We start from the raw sequence: 25,446 nt of genomic DNA on the forward strand, positions 1-25,446 counted from the left end.
TTCGCATGCAAAACTGGAGGTCGGGGTCGCATCGCGTGGTCCTCTTTGCACTGAGCTTGAGCGTCGAAAGGTCCCCTTATGGAATCGAAGTCTCGGCGCCCACCGCTTAGTCTGCTAGCAATTCTGCTTTCTGCAGTGGGTATTGCACCGATGCTGAATTACGGGCTCAGTGCAACAAGCGATCTGATCATCTCCGACCTAGGTATTAGTGAAACCCAATTTGGGTTACTTGCAACTGCCTGTTTTGGGTTTGGTGCCATCGGAAACGTGGTGTTTGGAAAATTCTCTGACCGGCAGCCAGATCGAACACTGCTGCTCCTAGTCTTCGGGATGGCAGTATTTGCTATGCTACTTGCCGCAATTCCCGGTGGCTACGTGCTGCTCTTGGTCGCCTCGGCAGTATCAGGCCTTGCCCAGTCCTTCCCAAACGGGGTGACCAATAGGATTTTGGCCCAGCGAGTTCCTGGCACCCACAGGATGGGGTGGACCGGGATCAAACAATCAGGTGTACAGGTCAGCCAGCTAGTGGCAAGCCTTGCATTCCCGGTGTTGGCAGCCTGGATTGGGTGGCACGGGGCGAACCTGGTGGGCGCACTCATTGCCGGGCTAATCGGTCTACTGGTGGCCAAGGCCATCAACAGCTATCCGGCACTGACGCCCGAGCCCAAACCGGTTCCAAAGTCATCGGCAAACGGTACCGTCAGGGCAGAATCAAGTACCAGATTCATCATTGTGGCACTAGCAGTATTTGGTTTTGTCAACGGCATGGGAGTGCAAGCCACAAACGTCTACCTGCCGCTCTTTGCGGTACGTGAACTGGACTTCTCGCTGGTCCTCGGCGGCTTGACAGCAGCTGTAGCCGGAGCAGTCGGGGTCAGCGCCCGGATTGGCTGGGGAAAAATGATGAGCCTTGGCGTTTCTGCCCCCAAACTTTTACTACTTCTTGCCATCATGGCAACCTGTGGAGCCGGAACTTTTCTGGCCGCGGGAGCTACCGGACATGCGGGCCTGCTCTGGCTAGCGGTGATCCTGCACGGCGCCTCGGCACTGGGGGTCTCGGTCGTGCTGATGGCCTCGCTGCTGCGAAGTGTTCCAGTGCTTTCCATGGGTTCGGCCACGGGATGGGTGACCGCCGGACAATTTGGTGGATTCACCATTGGGCCGCTTGCCATGGGGGTCTTGATTAGCTCCCCGGGTGGGTTTGCCGCAGGGTGGATTGCCGTGGGAATGGTTTACCTAGTGTGTATTGCTTTGGGACTATATCTGGTGCTTCGGAGACGACCAGCTACCCAATCTGACTAGTTGCAGAGCCTACTGATGCACTTTGGCCGGAATGCGCTTATGAGTACGGGGCAAAATACTATTTCAAGATATTCGATTTAGGGAATATTAGGTTCCGGTAGGTATCTATCAGGCCCACCGGAACCGGCAATATTAGAGACCCTGCGGGTCCGGGTTCCCTGCGTAGTATTCGCGCATTACGCGTTCCTTGAGTTCAAAGAATGTGCCATCCTCAATGGCCTGACGCGCATCATCAACCATCTTCACCACGAAGTACTCGTTGTGGATGGAGATCAGTGTGTGGCTGAGGATTTCCTTGGACTTGAACATGTGGTTAATGTAGGCCCGGGTGTAATTCGTGCAGGTATAGCACTCACAACCTTCGGCCAGCGGGGTGAAGTCTTTTTTGTAGCGCGAGCCCGAAAGGTTAAATCGTCCGTGCGGCGTGTAGAAGGCCGAGTTACGGGCCACCCGGGTAGGGGAGACACAATCAAAGGTGTCTGCACCGTTTTCAATTGCAGTAAAAATATCATCGGGTTCTGAAATGCCCAGCAGGTGGCGTGGCTTGTTCTCCGGAAGTTCCTCGGCGCACCAACCAACAATGGTGCCAAGGTTTTCTTTTTCCAGCGCCCCACCGATACCAAAGCCATCAAAGGCCATTGCACCAAGATCTTGGCAGGCCTTGCGGCGCAGGTCCTCATATTGAGCGCCCTGGATGACACCAAAGAGCGCCTGATATTCCTTGCCAACCCGATCATCAGTGAGATCGAAGTGTGCAGCAACGCAACGTTCGGCCCACAACCGGGTGCGTTCCAAGGATTCAACCTGATATCCACGCGAGTTCTGCAGCGTGGTCAGCTCATCGAAGGCGAACATGATATCCGCACCGATCTCGTGCTGAACCTTCATAGAAATTTCGGGGGAAAAACGGTGCTTACTGCCATCAATGTGGCTCTTGAACCAGACCCCGTCATCATCCACATTGGCCAGACGTTCCTTACCCGGTGCCACCGCATCATCGGGGCCGGACTGGTCCACCGAGTTCATGTCAATGACCTTTTTGAATCCCGAGCCTAAACTCATGACCTGGAATCCACCCGAATCGGTGAATGTGGGGCCGGGCCAGTTCATGAACTTGCCCAGCCCGCCCGCCTCGTCAAGTATCTCCGGGCCCGGTTGCAGATACAGATGGTAGGCGTTTGCAAGCACTGCCTGAGCCCCAAGCTCAGCAACAGCCTCCGGCAAGACGGCCTTAACGGTGGCCTTGGTTCCCACGGCAATGAACGCGGGGGTCTTGATCTGACCATGTGGGGTATCGATGACTCCGGTGCGTCCGAGCGCCGGAGAACCGTCGGCATTTTTCAGTCGGGTGCCGACCTCAAAGGAGAAATCGGTTTGGCGGGGATGGGCTGCTGTGGGGTCAAAAGAATCGTTGGGCACCTAACTAGTGTGCCGTATGGGTTGGGCATAGGTGGAACCGAGGGGTGAGCAGACCCCATCCGTATGGCACCCGTGAGTCACTGAAACACCGTGCGGAGCCAGTCCCCGATGATTTCCACGCTTTGCGGATCTAACCGAGTGGATTCCTCGTTGTAACCGCTCACCGGTGCAGCTACAAGTTCGGGGCGGGTGCGTAGTTCCTCTTTGAAGACATGATTTGCTTTAGAAGGGAAAGCGAATGAGACATGAGCCAGACCCGAGGCCGCTTGACGCAACGGATCACCATCTGCAGTCACATCGATTTGGAGGTCCTTTTCAGCAATCAACACCAACGTTGGGATTGTTATGGCACGTAATGCATCGCAAGCAGACTCATTCCATAATTCACGAGCAAATGTTAGGTTCGCTGGAACCTCAAAACTTGCCAGCAGCATCCTTACGTTTTCGGGAAGTTCTGGATCCAGATTCATGGCCGCTCCCGCCGAATATCGCTCTACCGCCTGTTTAACCTTGTCCATGAGCAGTTCACTATCCGGAAGAGCTACAGCTTGAAGCGCAAGTTGGGAGAGCAACGCCGCGCTGATGGGGCGGCCCGGAGGATCCGCGAGCACCAAGCCACTGAAGGGAAACCGTTGGGTTCGGGAAGCATCGTGCAACACATGCAAGGTCCCCTCGCTATTACCCAGCCCGATAATCCTTGAGGAATCAACGAAGTCATACTCACTCAGAACCTCGACCGCCGAGACAAGCTCGTCAAGGTGCGATTCCATGCTCAGGTTCCCAGTGAGTTGCGGCAGATTTTCCATGAGGTATGGGCCTGATGCCCGTTTGTCGTAGCGAATCGAAGCGATACCGGTCTTGGCCAATTCTTGGGCAAGAAGTTTTCCGCTTCCATTGTTCCCTGGCAGTAGTGGGGAGCACCAATTTCTGTCGGTGGGTCCGCTACCGGCAACCAAAACCACGGCGGGGAATGGCCCTGAGCCATCCGGCCGTAGAATCGTGCCGCCCATCTGAATGCCATCGAGTTGCCATGCGAAATCGCAGGAAACGCTCATATATCAGTTTGTCAGTGAAAGGCGCTCCAAACAATGTTGGCGTCGGCTCGGTGAACGAGCCGACGCCAACATTGTTTGACCAATGATTAGCCGATGTAACCAACGTGAGCCAAAGCCTGACGAACAATATTGCCACGGCCACCCACAAATTCTTCTTGAATATTGGGGCTCAAGGCTTCCTGTGGGGTGAGCCAGGTTAGTTCGAGTGCATCCTGGCGTGGGGAACACTCACCGCGCATTGGAACAATGTAGGCCATGGCAACCGCGTGCTGGCGTTCATCGGTGAGCCCTGTTTCCGACGGGGACGGGAAATACTCGGCAACTGTGAACGGTGCCGGAGATGGCGGCAACTGTGGCATTGCCAGCGGGCCTAGATCTTTTTCGATGTGGCGTGTCAGCGCTGCACGAATTGTTTCACGGTACATGACCCGGCCCGAGACGAAAGTGCGCAGCATGCGTCCCTCCGGATCTGCGGTGAGCAGTAGCCCGATTTCGTTGACGTAGCCCAGTGGGTCTAGACGCACCGGGATCGCCTCAACATAGAGCATCGGTAGGCGGGCACGAGCCTCGTAGAGGTCTTCATCTGACAACCAGCCTGGATATGGATCCGGAGTGCGTACGTTCATATTCACCATCTTGGTGCATGCAACACCCCAAAGGCGAGGATGACACCACTTTGTTGTGAGCCAGTCGACCATGAGATGACCTAGAACGGGGAATGAAATGGGGTTCCCGGGCGCTACAATTTGATGTTCCCCACCCACCAAACCCTTCATGGATAGAGGCCACACTAAGTGACCGAGACCAATACAAAGCTCAACCCCAGAGACCTTGCAACGATTACGGTGCTGATTGTCTCCTCATTTGTTGTGATCCTCAACGAGACGATCATGAACGTTGCCTTGCCTGTGTTGATGCATGAATTCCAGGTGAGTGAGGAAGCTATTCAGTGGCTTGCCACGATCTTCATGCTCACCATGGCAGTCGTCATTCCGGCTACCGGGTTTCTCTTACAACGCTTCAGCACCCGTAGCGTGTTCATACTGGCCATGGGCCTTTTCTCCCTAGGTACGCTGCTTGCGGCTGCTTCGCCAAGCTTTGCGCTGCTCTTGGGCGCGCGAGTGATTCAGGCATCGGGTACGGCAATCATGATGCCGTTGTTGATGACCACCATTCTTGATTTGGTTCCGGTGCAGCGCCGTGGGGTCATCATGGGCAACGTTTCTATTGTGATCTCCGTAGCCCCGGCCATCGGTCCAACCATTTCCGGACTGATTCTGCAGTTCCTGAACTGGCGTTTTATGTTCTTGATCGTTGCACCGATCGCGATTGCCGCGCTGTTCATTGGTGCACCGCGTCTGAATAAGAACGCCGAATCATCCACAACTCCCTTGTCGATTCCTTCGGTGATACTCTCCGTCCCGGCCTTTGGTGGTTTGGTTTATGGCTTGAGTAAGCTTTCGTCAAACGGCTTGGATTCTATGACGCTGATGGTGCTGGTGGTAGCGGTGCTTTCGCTGGTGGCCTTTGTTCTTCTGCAGCTGCGCTTGCAAAAGAAAGATCACGCGTTGTTGGATATGCGTCCGTTCACTTACCGCCCCTTTACCCTCTCACTTGTTTTGATGGTGCTGGCAATGGTGGCGATGTTTGGGGTGATCATCTTGCTTCCCATGTACCTACAAAATGTGCGTGGTCTCGATACCCTAAATACCGGTTTGATGCTCTTGCCCGGCGGGCTATTGATGGGGCTGTTGGCACCGTTTGTGGGACGGCTCTTTGACCGGTTTGGTCCGCGCCCTTTGGTTATTCCAGGTGCCACGATTTTGGCGGTGGCGCTCTTGGGCTATTCCAAGCTTCTGCACGCCGATACGCCGATTCCGGTGATCCTTGGTTTACACCTGACCATGTCGTTCTCCCTTGCACTGATCTTTACCCCGGCATTCACCACGGCACTGAATCCGCTGCCTAACTCATTGCATTCGCACGGGTCGGCCGTTCTTTCTACCTTGCAGCAGCTTGGTGGAGCAGCTGGCACGGCCTTGCTTGTGGGTGTTCTTGCTTCGCGTATTGCCGCCGGTGCCGCCGCTGGTTCGGATCCGATCGAGGCCCAGATTGCGGGTTTCTCCGCCGGCTTTACAGTCGGTGCACTTTGCGCAGTGGGCATGATCATCATTGCGTTGTTCATGACCAGGGCTCCCGCGGAAGAATCGCTGGAAAGTTCAAACGCGCACTAAAGCGTATAGAAATTTTCGCAACGTTCTAGTTGCAAGATCGGGTCCGTTCACAGAAATTGTGGGTGGACCCGATCCAGTTAAATAGTGTGCAGGGCAGTATTAGACGACTATTTCACCGGTGGGGCGGCCATCGCCATCAATCATCCACCCCATGCGTTTGAAGGTACGCACGCCAACGCAGGATTCAAGAATATTGACTCCAGGCACGCGTGCGGCCAATTCTGCTTCGACATCTGCAATATCCGCGGGCCTGCGCAGCTGCATCATGAACGTGAAATTTGCCGCTCCCGTGGTTGCCGCCGAGAGTCTGAGGTTTCGGTGTTCGGCCAAGACCGCTGCCACGCTTTCTTCGGTACCGGCGGGAACTTTGGTGAACCACTGAACCGTTAGCGGGAACCCTGTGTAGGGGCTCGCCAGCTCACAACGCAGGGTAACCATGCCTGTTTCTAATGCTGTTTTTAGCGCTCTGCCGGTGGTTGAAGCATGCTGACCGGTTGCCTGCGCAATCTCTGAGACGGTGGCTCTGCCATCATGCATCAGCACACGTAGCATGGGCCAGAATGTCTCGGGAATCAGCGTTGGAGAGGAGTGGACGGGAGGATTGAGTCGTTGCAGCATTGTCTGTTGAGCCGGAGACAGCACATCGAGTCGCCAAATATTGCCCGTGGCAAAAAGCTTGGTACATAGCGAAACCTTTAAACGCTGCACCCCGCGGGCGGATCTAATCTGTGGGAGCACCTCCCGGGACATGGTCAACCAGTCAGCAGCGAGGCACGTGAGCCGGAAATCGGCGCTGCTTGTTGCATCATCAACCGTCAAGACCTGAGAAATTGCGCAGAGCTCGGCGGTGGCTTCCTCAATGAGTTGCGGATCAACAAGAACCTCAATGAATGCGGTGCAATGCTGTTCGGGATGTCCACCTAGGTGCCCCAAGGTCCATGCCATGCGATCCTCGTGTAACCGTGCCCAGCGGCTGGACAGGGTTGCTGGGTGTCGCCTAAGTACCGCGCCAAGTTCGGCCCAACTGGCACGTGGAGCAATCTGAAGTGCGTTGACCAATTGCAGGTCTTCAACTGGTAGTTCCATAGCTATCCCACCATCTACGCAGTAAATCACTGTTTTTGCAATGCAGTACGCAATTTTTCATTGATTTTCTCCCATTGTCCCGCAATTACCTCACCATCGAAAGTGACGCGTCTCACGAAAGTGTGAATCGCACCAGCCGCAGCAGGAAAGAAGCACAAGCCATGGGCACCTCAACCACCTCAATCCTCCAAGACGCACAGGAACTGGCACCAGAAATCACCAAACTACGCCACGACCTACACCGCACCCCAGAAGTCGGTTTGCAGCTGCCCCGCACCCAAGAAAAAGTCCTGCAATGGCTCGAACCGCTGGGTTACGAAGTATCACTTGGCAAGGATCTAACCTCGGTCACTGCAGTACTACGCGGCGGTGCCGGAGCCCAACAACCGGTCGGCGAGCGCCCGACGGTACTTTTGCGTGGGGACATGGACGGGTTGCCGTTGGTGGAGAAGACAGAGATCGAGTTTGCTTCGCAGACCGGTCAAACCATGCATGCTTGTGGGCATGATTTGCATACCTCGATGCTTGCCGGTGCGGCCACCTTGTTGGCCGAACGTCGTGAATCGCTAAGTGGCGATGTCGTCTTGATGTTCCAGCCCGGTGAAGAAGGCTGGGATGGTGCAAGCTATATGGTTCGGGAGGGTGTGCTTGAGGCCAGTGGCACGAAGGTTGATGCAGCGTTTGGTTTGCATGTCATGAGCGCCATGGAGCAAAACGGCATGTTCACCACCAAACCCGGTTCGGTGATGAGCGCCAGTGATGGTTTGTTTGTGACAGTGCATGGTGCTGGTGGCCACGGTTCGGCTCCCTTTGCTGCCAAGGACCCGGTGACCGCTGCCGCGGAAATGGTTGGAGCGTTACAGACGATGGTGACTCGCCAGTTCAATATTTTTGATCCGGTGGTGATCTCGGTGGGTGTTCTTCGTGCCGGTACGGTGCGCAATATTATTCCGGAGACCGCCTATTTTGAGGCGACGATTCGTTCCTTCAGCGATGAGGCCCACGAGAAGCTTCAGGTTTCGGTGCCGGCGCTGTTAAGAGGTATTGCACAGGCCCATGGGCTTGAAGTCACGGTCAGGTATGAGACCGAGTATCCGACAACCATTAATGATGAGGCGGAGACGGCCTTTGCCACCCATGCCGTTGCGGAGCTTTTCGATTCCACGGCTTTCACTGCCATGCGTGACCCGTTGGCCGGATCTGAGGATTTCTCCCGCGTGCTTAATGAAGTTCCGGGTTCCTTCATGTTCCTTTCCGCTTTGACTCCCGGTACCGATCTGGCAACCGCAAACTACAACCATTCCCCGTATGCGGTATTTGATGATTCGGTGCTCTCCCGTGGTACCGCGCTCTACACACACCTGGCCGTTAGCCGGCTTCAAGCACTTAGTGCATCCGCGGCGTACTAGCCGTTTCACTCCCCATATAAGGCACTGCCCAAAGGACTTAGACCCCCATGAGTATCAAAGAAAAATCCTCACCGCACGCGGCTGCAGGTGCTACAGGTTCACCAAAGAGCAAGACCCAGTCCAATGCCAAGGCACTTTTCGGTATTGGTGCAGGTAACGCAGTTGAATGGTTTGACTGGGCCATTTATGCGACGTTTGCGTCCTTTATCTCCGGACAGCTGTTTTCCAAAGCAGATCCAACCTCTGCCTTCTTGGCGACCATGGCGATCTTTGCGGTGGGCTTTGTTGCTCGTCCCTTTGGTGGCTTGGTCTTTGGACTCATTGGGGACAAAATTGGGCGTAAAGCCTCAATGACGGGGGCCGTAGCCCTTGCTTCGGTGGGTTCTTTAATTATTGCTATCACTCCCACCTACGCGAGTATTGGTGCCGCTGCATCATTTATTCTGTTGGTGGCTAGGCTCCTACAGGGACTGGCACATGGCGGAGAAATGCCAAGTGCGCAGACCTATCTGGCCGAGATGGCCCCGGCTCCCAAGCGCGGCCTGTACTCAACGCTGATTTACTTCTCCGGTAATGCGGGAATTGTTTTTGGAACCTTGTTGGGAGCCATCTTGACTGTCACGTTGAATCAGGAGCAGATGGCCGCATTTGGTTGGCGTATCCCGTTTGCCATTGGCGCAGTGATGGGTCTGTACACGCTGATCATGCGTGCGCGGTTGAAGGAAACCGATCAGTTTGAGGAACAGAAAGCTGCAAAGGTCGCCAGCGGTAATGCTGGTCCCTCGATCTTTGCTCAGGTGATTGCCAATTGGCGTAAGGCATTACAAGTTATTGGTCTGACGGTTGGTCTGACGGTTGTTTACTACATCTGGAGCATCTCAACTCCTGCCTACGCGATCTCGGTGCTGAAGATGGACGCGGCAACCGCATTGTGGATTGGTGTGGGAGCGAACCTTGTCTTCATGGGATCTCTGCTGTTCTGGGGCAAACTCTCTGACCGTATTGGTCGCCGCCCGGTCTTGATCATTTCTTGCCTTGGCGCCGCGGCCTTACAGTTCCCCATGAGCTCATTGGTGAAGAGTGAGGCCTGGCAGTTATTCGTTGCGATGTCGGTCATGCTGATTTTCATCGCGGCCTCGGCATCAATTGTCCCGGCCGTATATGCAGAACTGTTCCCCACGGCTATTCGCACGGTAGGTGTGGCCATCCCGTACGCAATTTGTGTTGCTGCCTTCGGCGGCACCGCAGCATTCCTGCAGGCCGGATTCAACGCCTGGTTTGGAATGCACACAGGTCCGATGGTCTTCTCGGTTTATGCAATTATCTTGCTTCTGATCAGTGCGGTGACTTCGTACAAGTTGCCTGAGTCTGTCGGTAAGGATCTACACACATAAACATACGAAAACTTGTGGTTGAAACAGTTGGCTCGCATCCTCGCCTACAAAGGGGGGAACGTGAGCCAACTGCGCGCTGTGGAAGTAGCTAAGAGAAGCCACAAACTTCTCTATGCGAATGTCACCAGTGGGCGCGCCAATATTGTTCGGCAAACGGAGTGTTCTCCCGTGGCTCATGCAGCACGGTCGCGGCAACGGCCGGCCAATTCGGATTTTTCAACGCGGCACGGCCAATAGAAACCCCATCCGCGGCACCCGTGACTAAGATCTGCTCGGCTTGCTCGGGCTCATTAATCATGCCCACCGCGGTGACGAAAGACTCGGGTACAGCTGCCTTTACCGCAGCTGCCAAGGACACCTGATACCCCGGACCGCTAGGCCCGTGATACGTGCCAATACCTGCACTGGAAATATCAAAGCTAGTTACTCCCAGCTCATACGCCTCGGCGGCAAAACGTACTGTGTCAGAGATCCTCCACCCGTCTTGCACCCAGTCCTCACCCGAGAACCTGATAGCCAAGGGCTTGTGCGCGGGCCACGCACTACGCACGGCCTTGATCACCTCGCGTAGATATCGTGTGCGATTCTCGTAACTTCCACCATAATCGTCGGTGCGTTGATTACTTAGTGGGGAAAGAAACTGGTGGATCAAATAGCCATGGGCAGCATGAATCTGAACCACATCAAACCCCGCAGCGTCCGCACGAGTGGCGGCTTGCGCCCACGCGGAGATGGAAGCAGAAATATCGTCGAAGCTCATGATGGTGGGAACCCTGAGACCAAGAGCATCGGTGGCCGAGGCACTAAGGGTTTCCCACCCACCAGTTCCAACATCCATGCTGCCGACACTGTTGGCGCCAATAAACTTGGGCAACCACGGGTAGGTGGAGGCCTTGCCGCCGGCATGGGCCAACTGAATTCCTGCTGCGGCTCCCTGGGAATGGATGAACTCGACGATTGGCGCCCACGCAGAAACCTGTTCATCGTTCCAGATCCCGGTGTCTTGATCGCTGATGCGCCCCTGTGCGGTGATGGCGGTGGCCTCGGTAAAAACCAATCCAAATCCACCGGTCGCACGGGCACCCAAATGTGTGAGGTGCCATTGATGCGGCACCCCATCATGGTTGGTGACCGAATATTGGCACATCGGTGCCAAGACAGTGCGGTTACGTAAGGCTAGGCCCGGTCCATTGGGTGCGCCAAGGGTTACCGGGGTGAAAAGCTTACTCATGTCTGTTCCTAACGAACCCGTGAGCCCCGGTATTCCTGTGGGGAATCACAAGGCGGATGATTCGCTGCGGGTGTAGCCATGCAGGTCCGATTGGCGCTCATTGATCCAGAGCTGGTCCCCATCGGGGTGAGCAACCAGGAGGGTACGGCCGTAGGCCTCATCAACAATTTCGGTTTCAAATCCAGCATTCCGCAAACCTGCAGCATATGCGACTAGATCCCCGTCGTATTCGAAGGAGAGCACCGTGCTGGGCGTACTTCCGCCGTGTGCCGCGACGTAGCCGCCATGTTTGGCACGGAATTGCACCCATTTTCCACTGTTGGAGCTGGTATCTGGCTTAGCACCAATGTTTTCCAAGGTTTTCGCAGAGCCCGGGACATCGGGAGTGTTCCACAAGGCGAGCACACTTAGTGAAGCATCGCTAGTGAGGCCGGCGGTACTAGGTTGCGGTGTGCCGGCGGTGAGGGAAGCATCCACCGGTACGGCGGTAAAAGCCAGCCCATCCGGGGCAACCAAGTGAGCAATGATGTGCCCCTCGGGTTCTTCGGCCGCGGACTGGAGGGTTTCTAAACGAACCGGTGTTCCATCACTGATGGTCCATTGAGCAAACTTCTCAACATCGCGGACTTCGAAACCCAGGGACGTCTGAAACGTGCTTGATGGTTGAAGCATGACTCGGCCCGAACCGGCCGCAAAGCAGCGAGGCCGCGGTGTTTCTGGATCAGAACTTTGTGTTCCTACGCTGATTTCTCGAAGACCTAGTGCCTCAAGGAGAGACACCCATGCATCTTCGTGTGGGGTGCTCAGGATTGGTCGTACACGTAGCATCAGGGTTTCTCCAGGTAATCGGTTAGGGCCTTTTCAACGTATGCGGAAAGGCTTTTTTCATCGTCAATGGCAGCATGTTTCACCCGGCGCACGAGAGTCGCCGGGAGATAAATGTTGAACTGAATTTTGGGACTTAAGGTCTCCTCTTGTGCCTGCATATCTAGGATGCTAGCAAAATAGCAGACTTTTGCCTAGAGAAAACTATCGAGCGATTTTTCGAATAATAGGCGAACTGCCCCCGAGCCATGATGAGATAAAGACTATGGCGATAGAACTTGAAGAACTCTTAGTGCCCAACGAAGATGCATGGCGGGCTTGGCTAGACGAAAACCATGCATCTCACCGGGGTGTGCAACTGGTGCTCCACAAGAAGGGTGGGAGCATCACCGAACTGACCTATGCGCAGGCAGTTGAGCAGGCGCTGTGCTTCGGCTGGATTGATGGCAGACGCAACGGCCGCGATGAGCAAAGCTTCTCCAACAGGTTCACCCCACGTACCAAGCGCAGCATCTGGTCGGCCAAAAACGTCGGAACCATCGCGAGATTGCTGGACGCCGGGCTCATGGCTCCCGCAGGAATTGCCGCAGTTGATGCGGCCAAGGCCGATGGGCGTTGGGAGAAAGCATATGCGGGGCAAAAGGATGCCCAGTTGCCCGACGATTTCCTCGCCGCGCTCGCCGAGCACCCTATAGCTCAAGCAAAGCTGGCCGCACTCGGTGCCTCCGAACGCTTCGCCATTTACTTTAGGTTGCACAATGCCAAACGAGAAGAAACCCGACAGAAAAGGATTACCGAATTCGTGGTCAAACTAGATGCTGGCCAGAACATTTTTTAGTTTTGCCTGACAGGATCCGCAGCCGCTGCGCTATGGTTCCCGCCATAGATGTTCACGAAGTTTCGCATGATCAATTCCGGATATTCAACACGGGAGACCAGTGCCTTGTCGTGTAGTTCCTGCGCCTCATGGGAAGGAAAATACCCGGCGTCGCGGTAGATCATGATGCGCTGGGCAAACCCGGAAGAATCCAACTCTGGGTGGAATTGTGTGGCGTAGAGGTTGGATTTAATCCGGAACATTTGCACCGGGCAGCTCGCCGAATCGGCGAGCAACACCGCATTGCTTGGAAGGGCGGAGACCGCTTCCTTATGCCCCACAAAGGCATCGAATTCATCGGGCAACCCGGCCAGCATTGGATCTTCACGCCCGGCCGGAAGCACCCTGACGCGCGAGGTTCCCGCGGGCTCACCGAATTGCCGATCGATAGTGCCGCCCTGGTGAACCCCGAGGGTTCCGACCCCGTAGCAGGCGCCCAAGAACGGGAAATCCCTTGCAACGAGCACATCCAACAAACCGGCCAGGTCCGCCTCGCAACGTTTCTGTAGGGCGGATTTCTGTTGCTCTTCATCCGAGGCATTGAATGGGCTGCCGCCCAGGATGATCCCGGCACAGTGCTCCAAATCGAGGTTTTCGAGTGGACCTAACGGAGCCCGGGAGAGCCGAATGGCCCGTAACCGGTTGGCTTCCAACCCGCTGGTGTCCAGCACCCCGCGCACCTCGTCGGCGGCTGCGATGTCGTCCTCCCGGGTGGAGAGCAAAATGAAATGCTTCATCTTTGAAGTCTATTGCGGCCACCGGTGACTTTCGCACACCCCTAAATATCCTGAGCCGTACCCCTTGGGACTTTGCGAGCACCCGTCTACGCTGGAACCAGTTAAGAACCACTAACCCAAAGGGTGTTCCTTTCTCCGGAAGCTGCCGAGAGCTGGACGCACCAATGATGGAGGCTTCATGCAGATCAAAGATTCCGTGGCACTGATTACCGGAGGCGCCTCCGGACTTGGGGCTGCAACCGCCCGAGCCCTCTATGAAGCAGGAGCTTCGGTAGTACTCCTTGATCTACCTTCGTCCAATGGAGTGGCGGCAGCCGCACAGCTGGGGGAGCGGGCAATCTTCATTCCCGCGGATGTCACTAACGAGGATGAGGTCCGGGCCGCCATTGCGGCAGCCGGAGAGCTTGGCGCCTTACGGATAGTGGTCAACTGCGCCGGGGTGGCAACACCGGGCAAGGTGCTGGGTCGTGAAGGAGTACTACCACTGGCAAACTTCGAGAAGGTCATTGCCATCAACCTCACCGGCACCTTCAACGTCACCCGTCTGGCCGCCGAAGCCATGGTCGCCACCGAGCCACTCATCGATGCCGCAACCGGCACGCCCGAACGTGGTGTCATCATCAATACCGCATCAGTTGCGGCCTTTGACGGGCAGATCGGCCAGCCCGCCTATGCCGCCTCCAAGGGCGCCGTCGCATCAATGACGTTACCGCTGGCCCGCGAACTGGCCCGCAACTATATCCGAGTCATGACCATCGCACCGGGTATTTTTGAGACTCCCATGATGGCCTCGCTCTCAGCAGAGGCGCAAGCCTCGCTCGGGGCTCAAGTCCCGCACCCGGCGCGGCTAGGTAAGCCAGAAGAATACGCGGCCCTGGTATCCCATATCGTGTCCAATCAGATGCTTAACGGGGAAACCATCAGGCTTGATGGGGCCATCCGCATGGGCCCCAAATAAACGCTCCGCGGTAAGCCCCCATTACATTCTCCAGTCCGTGGAGGGATGATTTTTCTCTGAAGAACCATCGCCGTGGGCGCTACTTCTCGGTGATGACGTGTGCTCAGGGCTGTTTCTCTCCTGCACTCACGTCAACGGCCACATGGTTCCCGGTAACGAGCGCCGGGTACAAGGCAAAGGGAGAGAACGCCATGGGATAGTTCAGGCTGCGGTTGAAATCAATGGTGAGGTTGCCCCCCCGGGCCCGGTGCTGGCACCTTGACACAGCGGCATGACACGGTGCTCAAACCATTGCTTTCATCACCAAAGGTTAACGCTAAGGAACCGTCATCCTGCTGCGTGACGGCAAGCCGGTGGGAGATCCCACCGAACTCAAATTCAACATCACCCACCAGCTCGGCGGTGATCTTTGTATCCTCACGAAAATTACCGATTGGTACCACCCACGGGGAATCGTAGGCAGTGAAGCGCCCGGAGACTTTGAGCGCGGGAGCATGCTCAAAAATCGGGACACCAAAAAAGTTGCGCAATCTTTCGTGATTGCGATTCCGGGTACGAATCATATAACGCCCATCGCGCATGCCAAGCTCCACCAGCACATCGACCTTGCGAACAAAGTGAATCAAGTCACCTTCATCAAGAGCTTTGTTAAGATTCCCGGAAAGCGGCTCCCCATCGGGATCTGTGATGGCATCTTGGGTAACGAACACAGTGTGTGCTCCGTAAGCATCCGCGCTCCACCAGCCCGGAACTAACTCGCGGAGGCTAGGAATTGTAGGAATCCATTGAAAGCTGCTGAGCGTTAGCGAACCGAATTCAACGGCAAGGCCTTCCTCGCGCATTCACCACCCAGCCAAGAACTCTATAGGTGCACTCATGCGCTAAGTTTGCCACCGGAAATCGTGAGATCGGTGTGTATTAGGCTGGATTGCATGCCTTCTTACCGTGCACAACTAAATATTATGGGTCTGCGTCCCGGGCACGCACCGGAAGCCGTCATGAAAGTTGCTGTGGCAAGCCTTGCCGAACACCATCACGTGGATGCAAACCAGCTAGATGTTGTTGCAGGAATTCCCCGGATTACCGTGCGGTACACGGTTGAAGATGATGGCCAGCCAGATGCCCAAGCCATTGAATCCGCTGCGCTCATGCGTGCCGCCGTTGAAGGGGTCTCGGTGAGTGAAAAACTTGTGGTGCTACGTCGAACCAAGGGCCGCTGGACTATTGTGCGGCGCTAACCGAAGCCATCCCGGGCCGACCGCAGAGCCTAGAACACGGTGCGCTTACCGCGTGCCGCTCGATGCTCGGCATGATGGATTTGATAGCGCCGATTTTCGGTGGCTAAAATAACCACAAAGCCTGCCATTCCGGCTAAAACGGCAACCCAGATTGATGGGTTTGGTCCCAAAAGCCGTGGCACCAACAACCAGAACATCCCCCATCCAAAGCCCGTCGCTAGAATGATCCTGCCACGTTCGGTCATCGCGAGGCTGGTGGCAAGATAACCCAAGCCCACAACGAATATAGCGGCAAGAATCTCGGGAACATCAAAGATTTCCCATCCGGCGAGCAACTCGCAGAACGAGGACACGGTAATAACCAAGAAAAATCCGGTCATCAGGCTCACCGGGGCATCGGTAAAGACCCGTTCGATGGTGTTGCGGGCGGTATTTTTATTTAGTTCTGTCACGGTACGCAGTAGCAACAAGATGCAAAGAAGTGCGGCAATAAAAGCAAGTAAAAGATTCTCGACCTTGACAAAGAGCAACCACAAGCCTCCAGCGGCCAACGCGGCACTCAGCAGGAATCCAATGGCCCGCTGACGATTTGCCGATCGTTGAGAGGTCAACCAGGCATAGCCGGAGCTGAACACAGCCCATACAAAAATCAGCGGCAGCAAAAGATACGCGGTGGGGGCAAGCGAGAGCAAACTACTACGCGCATGCTGCCCATCCAAAGAGCCGGCAACTAAATCACCGGTGACCCAGAACGCCACAATGCTTGCACCAATGGCAATGGCCGTAAGGATGATGCGTCGAATCAAATCTTGAGACGTTGAGGCCTGGTTCGCCGAGGTATCTGGCAAGGTATATGGAGCAACATAGATTGGATCAACCAGGGCCTGGTGCTTGGCGATGGCTTCCTTGGCGTGAGAGACAAGGGCGGCTAATTCATGAGCGCCCAAGGGTACCCGTGCCGTTGAGGCGAGAGGCGAAGCTGTGGAGGGTTCCGCCGGGGAAAGCGGGGAGTCAAACTGCACAGTTTGTTGTGTGGCGGCCAGCTGTGCCCGTGCCTGAGCTATTTGCTCGTGTCGAGCCAGTTCAAGCTGTTCCTCTTCGCGCAGGTGCTTCTGATGAAGTTCTTGCTCGATTTTCTCTTCCGCTGCATGTTCGAGTTCCAACCGCTCGTATTCGCTGCGCTGTAGTTCGGCATCTTGGGTTGCCTGCCGTTTGGTATTTTCGGCCAGCGCCTTACTGTGGGCTTCCTCAAGTAGCCTGGTGCGCTCCCGAAGCTCGGCAGCTCTGGCACGCTCGATACGAACCGTGCTAATCCATACCTTGAATCTTCGTGGCGAGGTATAGACCGTATCGCCAATTTTTTGCCAATCGGGATCCTCAAAGGAATCGAGCCAATCATTGATCAAGGCAAATCCACCACTTGTTGCAGTTTTCTCACGAGTTGCCACTGCCTGAGAATTTTCGGTGATCGTGTTGCTGCTATCGATTGCCTTGGAAGATTTCGTTACTTGTCCCATATGCCTAAATGAGGGGCCAGTCGCCGGATCATCCTGGGCCGGTGCCAAGAGTTCATCAATCTTGGTGGGAAACGTGGGCAGGTGGCGTGGAACCGGATGCGCAATGCGTTCGGATACCCGCTCTTCTGGCCCAAGGTTTGGTGCTGGCGGTGCTTGAGCGAGGTTTGCAGGTATAACCGGTGGGGTATGCGGCTTCTCTGGGACCAGGTATTGTGTGGAAGCACCGCTCATGCTTTGGCCGGTAGGCTCGGGGGCATCCTTGGATCGTTGAGGAGCGGATGACAGCGGTACGTCGGGGGCTTCCTTGCGCAGCCGGGCCAGGGCCTCGGACGCAGCAGTGGTATCGGTGTCCGATGTGCTCATACCTAACCCCTTTGTCTGCGGTAAATGGCCAGTGCACCAGCCAGTAGGATTCCGACAAGCGTACCGAATATCATGCCCACGATGGTGGAAGCCCAGATGGGAAATCCCGTAATTTGTGCGCTGAAGTGACCTAAAGTCATCATCCAGATGGCCCAAAGCACCGCTCCGGTGCCGGCCAATGGCGCAAAAACACTCCACGTAATACGTGAGATACCTGCCGCCGCCATTGAAGCGCTACGTCCCCCGGGCAGGAATCTCATGCCAAGTAATGAGGCGTAGGTGCCACTGGTGCCTAACCTGAGCACCAAAACGCTCATGTTCTTGTGTAACCACCTGCCCCAGCCATAGCGGGTCAAAAATCTTCCACCGTGTTTGAAAAGTACATAAAGTATCGTGTCGCCCAGGAAACACGCACCAGCACAGATGGTCACAGCAACTACTGGATTGAGTAACCCGGCGGCAACCATGGGGCCGGTGCCCATGGCCAATATTTCACTTGGTAGTGGTGGAAGCAATGCATCTAAGGCAACAAGAACAAAAAGTAGGGGGTAGAACCATTGACTACCGGACAAGAACGGCTCGAAGAAACTCTCGAGTGCGCCCTCTAATCCGGTGAACATGGTGGTCAGTGCCTTCCGTTAACCCAGTAATCCGGGTGACTCTGAAAGTTCCTGTGCGGAAGTGTAGGTAACCGGCTGGTTACTGATCGGGTCGGTAAAGGAAATTGACCGGGCCAGTAGCTGGAGTGGACGGGTGTAATCGTCAGGTGCTAGGTCTAAGAGCGTTGGGTAGAACGGATCATTGAGAATTCCCAATCCCAGCGCGGCAAGATGCACACGTAACTGATGAGTCTTACCCGTATGCGGGCTGAGCCTGAATTTAGCAACCCGTAATCCGGGGAAATGACCTGCGGAACTGCCAACGTTGATAAGTTCAATCAGAGACTCCGCATTGGGTTCCCCTGCCTCCACCAATGAACGTAGTTGACCCTTAATCTTGCTCATGCGGTTTCTGTACACCACAGGAAAACTTGCGAGCTGCGCTTCAAGCTCTGCAGCGGTGAGCAACGAATTACCAATCCCCGCGGCCCCGGGAATGAAGTTTCCACTGCGATCCTCGGCCCTGCCGCCAAGCCCTCCGACGCCCATGACCTCGCCCGGTGGACGGCCATCGACTTCTACAAGTGCGCTGATGGCTTCGTAGGTCTTAGAGATTTCTCGGCGCTCAAACAGGGTTTGATAGGCACCACGAGTTTCCGGGTTTGTGGAAAACAGCAAAACACCAGCCGTCGCTCGGTCCAAACGGTGCATGGGAATCAAATCCGGATTATTCACTCGGTTGCGCAGCCTGACCAAGGCAGACTGCTGAATAAAGCGACCTCCGGGAGTGGTGGGTAAAAAATGTGGCTTATCAATGACCAGCAGATGTTCGTCCTGATACAGGATTGATTCGGTGAAAGGGATGGGGGTCTCTGTAGGTAGATTCCGGTAGTACCAAACGAATTCGTGTTCACCCAAGGGCGTCGTGGGGTTCAGAGGAACCCCGCCGAGCCCAACAACTTCACCTGTTTCAAAGCGACGCACAATACCCTCGGCGTCCACATGCCCAAAGCGGTGCAACATATATTCACAGACGCTTTCCCATCCCCCGCTCGAAGGAATCCTCAGACGCGTTGCATTCACACCGTTACGCACGGGCAGCGGGGAAATCATGGCCATGGAACCAAGTCTTTCATGCTTACCCGCACCGATCGCAGTTTGCAGATGCGCTCCAGATCCCTGGTGCGGGTTAGTGCGTTGCTTCGCTAGCCGGAACATCGGCGCTTTGGCAGCTGGGGCAGAAATATACGTCTCGTTCGGCGCTGCGTGGTGACTCGGCAAGTGATTCCTTGCTCAAGGGTCCACCGCAACGCATGCATGGTTGGCCGGCACGCCCATAGACCCAGTAGCGATCAACACCATCGGTGCCCGTGGTGACTCGACGGGCCCTATCCTTGTTGGCTTGTAAGAGCCGGTGAGCAATATCTACCAGGTGCGCTAGGTCCTCGACGTCTCCTACCGCTGTCAGGGGGTGTACGCGCGTCACAAAGAGCACCTCGGAGCGGTAAATATTGCCAAGCCCACTGATGAGGCGCTGGTCAAGCAACGCAAGACCAATGGGACGATCGGGATTCAACCGGAGCCGGCGTACCGCCTCTGCCGGATCCCACGAATGACCCAAGGGATCTGGCCCCAAGTGGCCAATGACCTCAACCTCATCTGCTGTGCGCAAGACCTGAAGGAAGCCCAGTTCGAATCCCACAGCGGTGAACGCGGGGTTGCCTAATACGGCTCGAGCCTTGAATGCCGGTGTGCGCCAGCGTTCCCCTGTTGCATAAACGTCCCAGTGCCCGTCCATGAGCAGGTGCGAGTGAATGCTCAACGGAGGTGCGGCGACCTTTGCTGGGGGATTGACACGGATCAATAGGTGTTTACCGCGGGACACTACCGATTCAACTAACCAGTCCACGATGGACAAGGTTGAATGTTCCGGAACCCGGAAATCACTAACACTCAATCGTTTGCCGACCAACGCGGCTTCCAATCGACGAGCCGTGCGGAAAACTGTATCCCCTTCGGGCATTGTTCTTACCACCTATCGCCTAGTAGGGCACTCAATCCCCATTGTGAGAGTGACCCTAGTCACTAGACTAGCCGTAGTTGTGGCGTCGTGGGCTGGAAAATTTCTTGCTTAGCTTCTAAAGCGGAGCCCACTAGGGGTTGAATAGAAACCGGCGCCACGTAACGCATTTCCAAGTTCCGTATCGAGGACCGAAGCACCATTGAGCTTATTAATCATGAGTTTTTGAATTCCAGAGCGCCGCAACACGGCCACCAGCTCGATTGCCACCGCATTCAATAATGCTGGGGAAGGGGCTGTGCCCAGAAAATCAAGGACAGTCTTTCCGCCGCGTTCAACATACAAAGCCAGCCGTCCCTCAACTAAAACCACGATTGCTCCGGCCTTGCGTCCGGGACGGTGCCCACCGTCGGCCGCCGGCCAGGCCAATGCGGCACCGTAGGGATTAGCCGGATCCGTTGCCGCGAGCGCTAGGGCCTGAATAGGGAGTGAGCTTATAATGATTTTTGGATTTTCTGTGTCCATATTAGGGTCAAGGTCGCGGACAAAACTACGCAATCTGTCGATGGTCGTGGAGGTCGAAAATTGTGCAGCGCCCAAACGTTCAATGAAATAGCCGCGGCGCGTATGACCGGCTTCCTCAAGTTTGCTCAGCACCCTGTAGAGCTGTCCAAAGCCACCGGGCACGGACTCGGCAACCACAGATCCACGCGTGATAACCCCATAGCGTTCAAGAAGAAATTCGGCCGCTGCGTGTGCTCGAATCGTTGGGTCCTGGGCGATTTGAGGCAGCATGGACCAACGCCCGCTTCCAGACTCGGGTATCCCGGCACCACCAATAAGTCGTGACCTGGCTACTAGATCTTTTCCTCGCAAGGAGAGCACACCGCCACCGGTTTCTTCGACTGGTGCGGGCTCGCCAAAGCCGGGGCGTCCCTGCCGCAGTGCCGCCATCCGGCCCAGTCGTGCCGTGCGTGCTCGGGGTGCCAAGGCCGGCGCACGATGCGCAGATTTTCCCCCCGAAAGCAGCCCGCGAAGCGGTGCCAGAGTATCCGGAGCAACCGCCCCCGCCCAGAATAACTCCCACAGGGCTTCAAGAACTTCTTCGGTACGCGGTTCATGATGTGCTGGTTCACGTGACGCTGCAATATTCGTCTCCGGGATCTGGCTTACCAACCTAGCCAGTTGCGGTGCAAAGTAGGCACCGCCTGCTTCCAAGACCACCACGAGGCGTCGGGCCAACGGTCCTACGGATTCCAGATTTGGCAGTGGAAGACTCAGCTGAGCATTTTCTAACGTGTGTAGCGCTACCCAACCATCGGTTCCGGCCAGCGCGCCGGCACCGGAAACTAGTACTTCACCGGCGCTCATCAGCTCATCAAGTAGGCCGGGGGAATAATTGCGTACCCGTGCCGGAAGAATGAATGGTTCAAGGGCCGAGGCCGGAAACGGGACTCCAGCCAATTGTTCGATGACCGCTAAGACGCCATCGACCCCGTTCAAACCCTGACCAATTCCCTGCCATGCGGGAAGGAACCGCCCAAAGGTTGCTTGGTCCACGGGCTCCACTTCTGCCCGCAAGGCAGCCAAAGAACGCGAACGGATCATCCGCAGGACGCCGGAATCACAATATTCCAGTTCACTACCGCTAGGCTGCCCGAGAACGGGAATGGATGGTGCGGTGGTAGCTAGCAGCTCGGCGGGGCGAAAGGCGCCGGTGACCACACGGTTATCGGCTACCAGTCGTTCCAATGCACCGCGGGCCACAACAACACCAAGGCCAAGTGCAGTGGCAACGTCCCAGGCTGTGAAAGGTCCATGAGTACGGGCAAAGCGGGAGACTAGATCGCCCACAGGATCCGCAACGGGGTCAATGAATGCCAGAGGTACCCCGTGGGGTAGCGGAACTCCGAGCCCATCACGCAGCCGTGGGGCGTCCTCGATTGCTGCAAAGAGGGTGTTTCCGCCAAGCCGGACTTCTAGGGCTCGGTTGGCGCGCACTAGTGCTTCAACGTATGTTCTGGCTACGGCAAGATGGGCAGGGTCTGGCACTCCGGGGGATTCGGAAGTTTCTGCGGATTCCGTGCTGCTTTCATTGCGTAAGCGTGCTGCAAGCGCGGAAATATCTAACGGGCCAAGCATCCGCAAAAGATCGGCGGCACCTTCCAACCCTGATAATTGGCGGCCTGGTGCTAAACGCTGAAGCTCGGCCTGGGTGCGTGTAATGACCTGTGGGTCCAGCAGTTCACGTAACTCGGTACGCCCCAGCAGTTCGTTGAGCAGCGCAGGATCAAGACTTAGGGCAGCGGCCCGACGCTCGGCAAGCGGAGAATCTCCCTCATAGAGGAATTGGGCAACATACCCAAAAAGTAGCGACTGGGCGAACGGCGAAGGCAGCCGGGTTTGGACCTCTCGCACCGAAATGCCACGCGAACCCATGAGCCCTAAGAGGTTTTTCAATGACGGTAGGTCATAGACATCGTTGAGGCATTCGCGCACCGTCTCCAAAATGATTGGAAAATCCGGGTATTTTCTTGCAACATCCAAGAGCTGGGCGCTGCGTTGGCGCTGCTGCCAGAGCGGGGTGCGTTTGGCCGGGTTAGTGCGTGGCAAAAGTAGCGCTCGAGCAGCACATTCGCGGAAACGCGAGGCAAAGAGCGCAGAATTGCCCACCTGCGCAGTCACCAAATCTTCGATCTCTTCCGGTTCAAAGGCAAAAAGCTCTGCTCCCGGTGGTTCATCGTCCATGGCCGGAACCCGCAGCACGATCCCGTCATCGGCTGCCATTGCCGATCCATCGAGTCCATAGCGTTCGTGCAGACGGGCCCCCACGGCAAGCGCCCAAGGTGCGTGAACGGGCAAGCCAAAGGGGGAGTGCAAGATGACTCGCCAATCACCAAGTTCGTCAACAAAACGTTCAACCACCATGGTCTTATCGCTTGGCACCACCGAGGTTGCTTCGGCCTGCGCCGCAAGGTAATTCAGCAGATTCCCGGACGCGAACGTATCTAAGCCAATGCCGGCTAATTCTTTGCGAGCATTTTCCTCGGACATTGAGACCAAGGATGCAGTGAATTTGCCCAACGCGGCACCTAGTTCCACGGGACGTCCCTGGGTATCGCCCTTCCAGAAGGGGAGTTTTCCAGGTTGACCAAATGCTGGGGAGACCAATACCCGGTCATGGGTGATGTCTTCGATTTTCCAGCTGGTGGCACCCAGGGCAAAGACATCCCCCACCCGGGATTCATAGACCATTTCCTCATCGAGTTCACCCACTCGACGTCCGCCTTTGGCCCCGGATTCATTTTCGGAGCCTGCAAGGTAAACACCAAAAAGGCCACGGTCCGGAATGGTTCCGCCACTGATGACCGCTAGGCGTTGGGCACCGGGACGCCCGGTGAGTATTCCAGCATCTCGATCCCAAATAATGCGTGGGCGTAATTGGGCGAACTCATCCGATGGGTACTTACCGGCAAGCATTTCGAGTGTTGCGGTGAATGCGGCGCGTGGCAGTGAGACGTATGGCGCTGCCCGGCGAACCGTATCAAACCAAGCCTCAACGTTTAGGTCTTCGAGCGCACAGGCGGCAAGAGTCTGCTGCGCTAATACATCCAGCGGGTTTGCCGGAATATGTAGTGCCTCGATCTTTCCCTCACGCATGCGTGAAACGGTCAGTGCAGTGGCTAAGAGATCGGCTCGATGTTTGGGGAAGAACGCGCCAATTGAGGTTTCACCGACCTGGTGTCCGGCACGTCCCACACGCTGTAGCCCGGAGGCCACCGAGGGAGGGGACTCGACCTGGATGACTAGGTCAACGAGCCCCATGTCGATTCCGAGTTCCAGTGAGCTTGTGGCTACCACTGCACGTAGGACACCGGTTTTTAGATCATCTTCGATCTGTGCTCGGGTTTCCTTGGATACCGAGCCATGGTGTGCCCGGGCCAGGGGAGTGATTGAACCGTTTTCATCCGGACCGGCACCCGAGACCATGCCGGCTTGGGCCATCATCGCCGCTGGCATACCGGTGCCCGGCTGGATTCCCTGGGCTGCTCGAGTGGCTGCGGCGAGTGTTCCTCCGGTCATCTCTGCGCTGGTGGCACCAAGCCCGGTGGGTGCCAATAAGGTTGGTGTTGCGTTGCCGGTGAGCCGGGTTTCGTGAATTTCGTTCAGCCGTCCGGTCAAACGCTCGGCAAGCCTGCGGGAGTTGGCGAACACAATTGTTGAACGGTTGTCCTCAATGAGGTTAACTATTTGTTCCTCAACATGCGGCCAAATACTTGCCTGTGGCGCCAATCCAGATCCGGGTCCTAGATCGTGGGCGGCAGCGGCCGCGGGAAGATCTGTCATGTCTTCCACAGGGACCCGCACACTTAGATCCCAGGTCTTGGTGATAGGCGGGGCAATGATGCGCACCGGGGCGCTACCACCTAGAAAGCGTGCGACTTCTTCACGTGGTTCAACGGTTGCAGAAAGACCAATGCGCTGGGCTGGTGTTCTCAGCAACGCATCAAGCCGTTCGAGTGATAAGGCAAGGTGGGCGCCGCGTTTGGTGCCCGCCACCGCATGGACCTCATCAAGGATCACCGTGTGTACCCCGGCCAAGGACTCGCGCGCCCGGGAGGTCAACATCAGGTACAACGACTCGGGTGTGGTGATGAGAATATCTGGTGGATTAGTGACAAGCTTGCGACGCTCATTGGCCGGTGTATCACCGGAGCGTACACCCACGGATACTTGTGGGACTGCCAGACCCAGATGGGCGGCGGTGGCCTTGATTCCTACAAGTGGTGCGCGCAAATTTCGTTCAACGTCAACGCCAAGTGCCTTCAACGGAGAAATGTAAAGCACCTTGGTGCCGCCGGAATGCACGTTGGAGCCGTTCTTAGATGGCGCTGGTGAACCACTTTCAAGACCCGGTAATGCCGGAGCCATGATTTCGGTAGCGGTACGTGCAAAGGAATCCAGGGCCCATAGAAACGCTGAAAGTGTTTTACCCGAGCCGGTCGGCGCAATCACCAGTGCGTGAGATCCGGTGGATATTGCATCCCAAGCACCGATTTGTGCGGGAGTCGGCTCGGCAAAGGCACCTTGGAACCATGCCCGTGTGGCGTGGGTGAATCGTTCAAGGACGCTATCGGTCTGAGGTTGCTTAGCCATTGATCCCAAGCCTAAACGCCGGACA

At 56.1% G+C, this 25,446-nt stretch carries 22 protein-coding genes; 7 read left to right on the forward strand and 15 right to left on the reverse strand.

The window, feature by feature from the left end; genetic code table 11:
- Positions 1-78: 78 nt before the first annotated feature.
- The gene (locus tag CQ018_RS18580; protein ID WP_105551505.1) at positions 79-1,302 is read left to right on the forward strand and encodes a nitrate/nitrite transporter; all 1,224 of its coding nucleotides are present in this window, start codon (positions 79-81) and stop codon (positions 1,300-1,302) included.
- Positions 1,303-1,434: 132 nt separating this feature from the next.
- On the opposite strand, the gene tgt is transcribed toward CQ018_RS18580, so the two are convergent.
- The 3 genes from tgt to CQ018_RS18595 all read right to left on the reverse strand — a co-directional run bounded on the left by tgt (position 1,435) and on the right by CQ018_RS18595 (position 4,402).
- Entirely contained in the window at positions 1,435-2,721 is a 1,287-nt protein-coding gene (gene tgt / locus CQ018_RS18585) for a tRNA guanosine(34) transglycosylase Tgt (protein WP_105551506.1), read from the reverse strand.
- A gap of 77 nt (positions 2,722-2,798) precedes the next feature.
- Entirely contained in the window at positions 2,799-3,776 is a 978-nt protein-coding gene (locus CQ018_RS18590; RefSeq protein ID WP_105551507.1) for a S9 family peptidase, read from the reverse strand.
- 86 nt (positions 3,777-3,862) lie between these two features.
- Positions 3,863-4,402 carry an NUDIX hydrolase family protein gene (locus tag CQ018_RS18595; RefSeq protein ID WP_105551541.1) on the reverse strand — a complete coding sequence of 180 codons (540 nt, stop codon included), beginning with the start codon at positions 4,400-4,402 and terminating at the stop codon, positions 3,863-3,865.
- A 168-nt stretch (positions 4,403-4,570) separates the two neighbouring features.
- Here CQ018_RS18595 and CQ018_RS18600 point away from each other — a divergent pair, with 168 nt between their 5' ends.
- A complete protein-coding gene (locus CQ018_RS18600; RefSeq protein ID WP_105551508.1) occupies positions 4,571-6,010 on the forward strand; it encodes an MDR family MFS transporter in 1,440 nt (479 codons plus the stop codon).
- 99 nt (positions 6,011-6,109) lie between these two features.
- Here CQ018_RS18600 and CQ018_RS18605 read toward each other — a convergent pair whose 3' ends face one another.
- Complete coding sequence (locus CQ018_RS18605; protein ID WP_105551509.1) at positions 6,110-7,096, reverse strand: Lrp/AsnC family transcriptional regulator; 987 nt, start codon at positions 7,094-7,096, stop codon at positions 6,110-6,112.
- Between the two features lie 161 nt (positions 7,097-7,257).
- On the opposite strand from CQ018_RS18605, the gene CQ018_RS18610 reads away from it, so the two are divergent.
- Together CQ018_RS18610 and CQ018_RS18615 are read left to right on the forward strand one after the other, a co-directional pair.
- Positions 7,258-8,505, forward strand: a complete 1,248-nt coding sequence (locus tag CQ018_RS18610; RefSeq protein ID WP_105551510.1) for a M20 family metallopeptidase — start codon at positions 7,258-7,260, stop codon at positions 8,503-8,505.
- 47 nt (positions 8,506-8,552) lie between these two features.
- Complete coding sequence (locus tag CQ018_RS18615) at positions 8,553-9,899, forward strand: MFS transporter (RefSeq protein WP_105551511.1); 1,347 nt, start codon at positions 8,553-8,555, stop codon at positions 9,897-9,899.
- A gap of 121 nt (positions 9,900-10,020) precedes the next feature.
- On the opposite strand, the gene CQ018_RS18620 is transcribed toward CQ018_RS18615, so the two are convergent.
- The 3 genes from CQ018_RS18620 to CQ018_RS20375 form a co-directional block, all read right to left on the reverse strand.
- Positions 10,021-11,130 carry an NADH:flavin oxidoreductase/NADH oxidase gene (locus CQ018_RS18620; RefSeq protein WP_105551512.1) on the reverse strand — a complete coding sequence of 370 codons (1,110 nt, stop codon included), beginning with the start codon at positions 11,128-11,130 and terminating at the stop codon, positions 10,021-10,023.
- 45 nt (positions 11,131-11,175) lie between these two features.
- Positions 11,176-11,802, reverse strand: a complete 627-nt coding sequence (locus CQ018_RS18625; protein ID WP_146111956.1) for a hypothetical protein — start codon at positions 11,800-11,802, stop codon at positions 11,176-11,178.
- A 155-nt stretch (positions 11,803-11,957) separates the two neighbouring features.
- On the reverse strand, positions 11,958-12,116 hold the full coding sequence (locus CQ018_RS20375) for a ribbon-helix-helix protein, CopG family (RefSeq protein ID WP_105551514.1): 159 nt from the start codon (positions 12,114-12,116) through the stop codon (positions 11,958-11,960).
- A gap of 104 nt (positions 12,117-12,220) precedes the next feature.
- Here CQ018_RS20375 and CQ018_RS18635 point away from each other — a divergent pair, with 104 nt between their 5' ends.
- Positions 12,221-12,793 carry a YdeI family protein gene (locus tag CQ018_RS18635; RefSeq protein WP_105551515.1) on the forward strand — a complete coding sequence of 191 codons (573 nt, stop codon included), beginning with the start codon at positions 12,221-12,223 and terminating at the stop codon, positions 12,791-12,793.
- Here the strand turns inward: CQ018_RS18635 and CQ018_RS18640 are convergent.
- Positions 12,790-13,569, reverse strand: coding sequence for a glutamine amidotransferase (locus CQ018_RS18640; protein WP_105551516.1), 780 nt, complete (start codon positions 13,567-13,569; stop codon positions 12,790-12,792). The two genes, CQ018_RS18635 and CQ018_RS18640, sit on opposite strands and share 4 nt — an antisense overlap.
- A gap of 178 nt (positions 13,570-13,747) precedes the next feature.
- Between CQ018_RS18640 and CQ018_RS18645 the strand changes: the two genes are divergently transcribed.
- Positions 13,748-14,527, forward strand: coding sequence for an SDR family NAD(P)-dependent oxidoreductase (locus tag CQ018_RS18645; protein ID WP_105551517.1), 780 nt, complete (start codon positions 13,748-13,750; stop codon positions 14,525-14,527).
- A gap of 103 nt (positions 14,528-14,630) precedes the next feature.
- Here the strand turns inward: CQ018_RS18645 and CQ018_RS20895 are convergent, their stop codons facing one another.
- Together CQ018_RS20895 and CQ018_RS18650 are read right to left on the reverse strand one after the other, a co-directional pair.
- On the reverse strand, positions 14,631-14,720 hold the full coding sequence (locus CQ018_RS20895; protein ID WP_374954219.1) for a hypothetical protein: 90 nt from the start codon (positions 14,718-14,720) through the stop codon (positions 14,631-14,633).
- A 25-nt stretch (positions 14,721-14,745) separates the two neighbouring features.
- Positions 14,746-15,369, reverse strand: a complete 624-nt coding sequence (locus CQ018_RS18650) for a DUF1684 domain-containing protein (protein WP_105551518.1) — start codon at positions 15,367-15,369, stop codon at positions 14,746-14,748.
- Between the two features lie 90 nt (positions 15,370-15,459).
- Here CQ018_RS18650 and CQ018_RS18655 point away from each other — a divergent pair, with 90 nt between their 5' ends.
- Positions 15,460-15,765, forward strand: a complete 306-nt coding sequence (locus CQ018_RS18655) for a hypothetical protein (protein WP_105551519.1) — start codon at positions 15,460-15,462, stop codon at positions 15,763-15,765.
- A gap of 29 nt (positions 15,766-15,794) precedes the next feature.
- Here the strand turns inward: CQ018_RS18655 and CQ018_RS18660 are convergent, their stop codons facing one another.
- The 5 genes from CQ018_RS18660 to CQ018_RS18680 form a co-directional block, all read right to left on the reverse strand.
- Positions 15,795-17,645 (reverse strand): MAP7 domain-containing protein, encoded by a 1,851-nt coding sequence (locus CQ018_RS18660; RefSeq protein WP_105551520.1) that lies wholly within the window; start codon positions 17,643-17,645, stop codon positions 15,795-15,797.
- 2 nt (positions 17,646-17,647) lie between these two features.
- Complete coding sequence (locus CQ018_RS18665; RefSeq protein WP_105551521.1) at positions 17,648-18,265, reverse strand: DedA family protein; 618 nt, start codon at positions 18,263-18,265, stop codon at positions 17,648-17,650.
- An 18-nt stretch (positions 18,266-18,283) separates the two neighbouring features.
- Positions 18,284-19,357, reverse strand: a complete 1,074-nt coding sequence (locus tag CQ018_RS18670) for a pseudouridine synthase (RefSeq protein ID WP_105551542.1) — start codon at positions 19,355-19,357, stop codon at positions 18,284-18,286.
- Between the two features lie 76 nt (positions 19,358-19,433).
- On the reverse strand, positions 19,434-20,267 hold the full coding sequence (locus CQ018_RS18675; protein WP_105551522.1) for a DNA-formamidopyrimidine glycosylase family protein: 834 nt from the start codon (positions 20,265-20,267) through the stop codon (positions 19,434-19,436).
- Between the two features lie 108 nt (positions 20,268-20,375).
- The gene (locus tag CQ018_RS18680) at positions 20,376-25,421 is read right to left on the reverse strand and encodes an ATP-dependent helicase (protein ID WP_105551523.1); all 5,046 of its coding nucleotides are present in this window, start codon (positions 25,419-25,421) and stop codon (positions 20,376-20,378) included.
- Positions 25,422-25,446 lie beyond the last annotated feature (25 nt).

The organism is Arthrobacter sp. MYb227 (assembly GCF_002975435.1).
Lineage (GTDB): Bacteria > Actinomycetota > Actinomycetes > Actinomycetales > Micrococcaceae > Paeniglutamicibacter.

Bases quoted from the DNA above. Each gene is read 5' to 3' on its own strand.
- CQ018_RS18605 (WP_105551509.1), bottom strand. From the start codon at position 7,096: ATGGAACTACCAGTTGAAGACCTGCAATTGGTCAACGCACTTCAGATT.
- CQ018_RS18635 (WP_105551515.1), top strand. From the start codon at position 12,221: ATGGCGATAGAACTTGAAGAACTCTTAGTGCCCAACGAAGATGCATGG.
- CQ018_RS18675 (WP_105551522.1), bottom strand. From the start codon at position 20,267: ATGCCCGAAGGGGATACAGTTTTCCGCACGGCTCGTCGATTGGAAGCC.
- CQ018_RS18620 (WP_105551512.1), bottom strand. From the start codon at position 11,130: ATGAGTAAGCTTTTCACCCCGGTAACCCTTGGCGCACCCAATGGACCG.
- CQ018_RS18665 (WP_105551521.1), bottom strand. From the start codon at position 18,265: ATGTTCACCGGATTAGAGGGCGCACTCGAGAGTTTCTTCGAGCCGTTC.
- CQ018_RS18670 (WP_105551542.1), bottom strand. From the start codon at position 19,357: ATGATTTCCCCGCTGCCCGTGCGTAACGGTGTGAATGCAACGCGTCTG.
- CQ018_RS20375 (WP_105551514.1), bottom strand. From the start codon at position 12,116: ATGCAGGCACAAGAGGAGACCTTAAGTCCCAAAATTCAGTTCAACATT.
- CQ018_RS18595 (WP_105551541.1), bottom strand. From the start codon at position 4,402: ATGAACGTACGCACTCCGGATCCATATCCAGGCTGGTTGTCAGATGAA.
- CQ018_RS20895 (WP_374954219.1), bottom strand. From the start codon at position 14,720: ATGGCGTTCTCTCCCTTTGCCTTGTACCCGGCGCTCGTTACCGGGAAC.
- CQ018_RS18580 (WP_105551505.1), top strand. From the start codon at position 79: ATGGAATCGAAGTCTCGGCGCCCACCGCTTAGTCTGCTAGCAATTCTG.
- CQ018_RS18650 (WP_105551518.1), bottom strand. From the start codon at position 15,369: ATGCGCGAGGAAGGCCTTGCCGTTGAATTCGGTTCGCTAACGCTCAGC.
- CQ018_RS18660 (WP_105551520.1), bottom strand. From the start codon at position 17,645: ATGAGCACATCGGACACCGATACCACTGCTGCGTCCGAGGCCCTGGCC.
- CQ018_RS18640 (WP_105551516.1), bottom strand. From the start codon at position 13,569: ATGAAGCATTTCATTTTGCTCTCCACCCGGGAGGACGACATCGCAGCC.
- CQ018_RS18655 (WP_105551519.1), top strand. From the start codon at position 15,460: ATGCCTTCTTACCGTGCACAACTAAATATTATGGGTCTGCGTCCCGGG.
- CQ018_RS18615 (WP_105551511.1), top strand. From the start codon at position 8,553: ATGAGTATCAAAGAAAAATCCTCACCGCACGCGGCTGCAGGTGCTACA.
- CQ018_RS18590 (WP_105551507.1), bottom strand. From the start codon at position 3,776: ATGAGCGTTTCCTGCGATTTCGCATGGCAACTCGATGGCATTCAGATG.
- CQ018_RS18625 (WP_146111956.1), bottom strand. From the start codon at position 11,802: ATGCTTCAACCATCAAGCACGTTTCAGACGTCCCTGGGTTTCGAAGTC.
- CQ018_RS18680 (WP_105551523.1), bottom strand. From the start codon at position 25,421: ATGGCTAAGCAACCTCAGACCGATAGCGTCCTTGAACGATTCACCCAC.
- CQ018_RS18645 (WP_105551517.1), top strand. From the start codon at position 13,748: ATGCAGATCAAAGATTCCGTGGCACTGATTACCGGAGGCGCCTCCGGA.
- CQ018_RS18610 (WP_105551510.1), top strand. From the start codon at position 7,258: ATGGGCACCTCAACCACCTCAATCCTCCAAGACGCACAGGAACTGGCA.